Origin of the sequence: Bradyrhizobium sp. (assembly GCF_016462955.1) — a bacterium.
Classification (GTDB): domain Bacteria; phylum Pseudomonadota; class Alphaproteobacteria; order Rhizobiales; family Xanthobacteraceae; genus Bradyrhizobium.
In genome coordinates this window covers 1-2794 of the sequence record NZ_JAEMSD010000708.1, presented here as the reverse complement: position 1 = coordinate 2794, position 2794 = coordinate 1, and the positions used below count along the sequence as shown (strand labels likewise).

Below are 2794 nucleotides of genomic sequence, written 5' to 3'. Positions count from 1 at the left end.
AGAGCAATCCGACCTCTCCCAAGGGAGACGTGAACTCCCGATGCCGCACCAGCTCAGCCCAATCTCGTCAAGCCGAGGCAAACTACTTCTTCTTCACCCCCACCCGTTCGATCCGCTTGATCTCCAGCGGCGGGCGACCGCTCTTCTCGGCGATCTCGCGGTCCTGTTCCCTGATGAAGGCGCGCGCGGGTTCATCGCCGTCGAGGCCGCCGAGGAGCTCGGCGGGCACGCGGCGGTTGGAGCGTTGGGAATCGTCTTCGTAGACGACGTTGAAGAAGGCGAATTCGCCTTTCGGCTTGGTTCCGGGTTTTTTGGCCATGGCGGCTTGTCCACGATCAGGACGCCGCAGTCAAATGACTTTCGGGCTTATGGCTTTCGGCTCGTCGCCATGCCCATAAATACATGCCCTTCACGACATGCCCTGCAATAAACGGCGGGCCGGAGCCCGCCGTTTATTTTGGTCTTCAGCGTCGCCCGGGGCTGGCGGGGCGACAACCTAGAATAGAAGGCTATAGAAGGCGTCTTGCGATGGCAAGGCAAATCGTGAGGGCGCTGGTGTCGCAGCAAGCGGATCAGATGTGCGCTGGTTGCGAGAGGCGGTGCCTACACGCATCGAAGCAATTATTTGGATAGTCGAACCACTTTGTTCATCTTCGCGAACCGCGCGATGCAGAATGCGGTGCGCGTTGTGCTGGAGGTTGCGCCGGGCTGCACGTCTTCCCGCCTGCGTGCAGATGATGTGATCCGGTGTGTGCGGCGGCTGGCTCTGCCCGTCGCGGTGAACACGTCACTGCGCGCGGGGGCGTTGCGGCACTTCCTGCAATGCCAGCGGCGATCCGTGTCCGCCGTCCCTGTCGCCGTCTTTGCCGCTATCCTCCTTGCGCCCCTGCGCCATGATCGCGCTGCCCATCGGAGCCGAGCAGCACCGCGAGCGCGATGCCGGGAGAACTGTCGGCGAAGATCAGCTCGCGCAGACGGCCGGGGTTGAGCCAGAGCAACCCGCCGACGAGGATCGCCGCGGCGCAGGCGCCGATCGCGACGTTGATGGCGAGCAGGCGGAACAGGGGGATGCGGAGCAGGGAGGGACGAGGCTGAGTCGGCTGATGGCTGGACATGGCTGATCGTCTCATGCGGGCTCAATGGAGTCGCCGATCGCGCGGAGGTGCGCAAGCAACGATATCATGGCGCCCAACTCTCTCATCCGTCATTCCGGGGCGCGACGAAGTCGCGAGCCCGGAATCCATCGGGCGGCGGAGACGGTGGAGGAATGGATTCCGGGCTCGCGCGTTGCGCGCCCCGGAATGACGAGGGAGGCTTGGCGAATCCAGCCATCTCACGCCGCCGGCGCCGCCCGGCTGTCCGCCACGCGCGCCGCCTGCTGCCGCTCCATCATGGTCTGCCATAGCGTCGCGATGCTCGCTTGCGTCTGCGGTGCGATCAGGCAGTGGCCTTCATTGTCGAAGCCGCAGAACCGCACGGACGGATCCTTCTTCACCTCGACCAGCGCCTGGTTGACCATCTCGAGGCACGTGAGCACCCCGCCGATATCGGGCAGGCGGGTGTGATGCAGGATGTCCATCAGGCGGAAGGTCATCACCGCGGGCCGGCCGATGCTGATGCCGGGGCGGCCGAGCTCGAGCAGCACGTTCACGGCCGGAAGCACGCCCCTGATATGTTCCAGCACGCCGGCGACGTCCTCCACGCTGCAGGCGACGAGGTGGGCGGCCTGCGGCGGGATCGTCGCGGGCGCGCGGGGGCTGAGGCCGAGCGAATGGATCACCTCCTGCTCGATCCATTGCCGCACCGCTGCAGGAGCATTGCGGATCTGCTCGGCGGTCAGGGTAATTCCGGTCATGGACGCATCTCCTCGGCGGCTCGCCTGTTGGCGTCCCAATCTAGAAAGCAGGCGCGGGAGACAGTTTGATGCGGATCAAGCTCTCTCCTGATTCAAGCCTTGCGCTTTGACGCTCGCTGCTTTCCCGGGCATGATCGCGCTGCTTCGCGCCAGGGATTTTCGGGGATTGCTCCACATGCTGAGACTGCTGCTCGCCGCCGCCTTCGTCGTCTCTCTGGCCGGCGGATCGGCGCAGGCCGCGCGCTGCGGCGGCGACTTCAACAGCTTCATCGCCAGCATGACGCAGGAGGCGCAGGCGGCCGGCGTCTCGGCCAGCGTGACCAGCGCCGCGCTCGGCGGCGTCACTCCCGACCCTGCGGTGCTCGCCTTCGACCGGCGCCAGCGCTACACTTTCAACAAGACCTTCGAGCAATACGTCTCGACCCGCGTCGGCCCCGGCCGCATCAATGCCGGCCGCGCGATGCTCCAGCGTCATGCCGCGCTGCTCTCGCGCGTCGAGCAGAAGTTCGGCGTGCCGCGTTACATCCTCGTCGCGATTTGGGGGCTGGAGAGCGATTTCGGCAAGGGCGACACCGGCAAGCTGCCGGTGGTCCGCACGCTGGCAACGCTTGCGCATGACTGTCGCCGCACCGATCTGTTCCAGGGCGAGCTGCTCGCCGCGCTCAAGATCGTGCAGCGCGGCGACCTGCAGCTGCGCGACATGATCGGCGCCTATGCCGGCGAGATCGGCCAGACCCAGTTCCTGCCGTCGTCCTACATCAAGTACGGCGTCGATTTCGACGGCGACGGCCATGTCGACCTCCGCCACAGCATCCCAGACGTGCTGGCCTCGACCGCGAATTTGCTCCACACCAGTGGCTTCAAGATGGGCCAGCCCTACGGCGAAGGCACGCCGAATTTCGAGGCAATGCGCGAGTGGAACAGGGCCGTGGTCTATCG

Annotated in this window: 3 protein-coding genes and 1 pseudogene; 1 reads left to right on the top strand and 3 read right to left on the bottom strand. The window is 65.6% G+C overall.

The genetic code is table 11. From position 1 onward, the window contains the following. Positions 1–82: 82 nt before the first annotated feature. From JHD07_RS37200 to JHD07_RS37190, 3 genes and pseudogenes are all read right to left on the bottom strand, one after another. Positions 83–319 (bottom strand): hypothetical protein, encoded by a 237-nt coding sequence (locus JHD07_RS37200; protein WP_291631249.1) that lies wholly within the window; start codon positions 317–319, stop codon positions 83–85. Positions 320–787: 468 nt separating this feature from the next. Next, positions 788–1115, bottom strand: a pseudogene (locus tag JHD07_RS37195) (hypothetical protein). 218 nt (positions 1116–1333) lie between these two features. Then, positions 1334–1855, bottom strand: coding sequence for a hypothetical protein (locus JHD07_RS37190; protein WP_291631247.1), 522 nt, complete (start codon positions 1853–1855; stop codon positions 1334–1336). A 175-nt stretch (positions 1856–2030) separates the two neighbouring features. Between JHD07_RS37190 and JHD07_RS37185 the strand changes: the two genes are divergently transcribed. Beyond that, the coding region (locus JHD07_RS37185) for a lytic murein transglycosylase (protein ID WP_291631246.1) at positions 2031–2794 on the top strand (764 nt) is incomplete at its 3' end.

Coding starts and splice junctions, on each gene's coding strand:
- JHD07_RS37190 (WP_291631247.1), bottom strand. CDS start 1,855: ATGACCGGAATTACCCTGACCGCCGAGCAGATCCGCAATGCTCCTGCA.
- JHD07_RS37200 (WP_291631249.1), bottom strand. CDS start 319: ATGGCCAAAAAACCCGGAACCAAGCCGAAAGGCGAATTCGCCTTCTTC.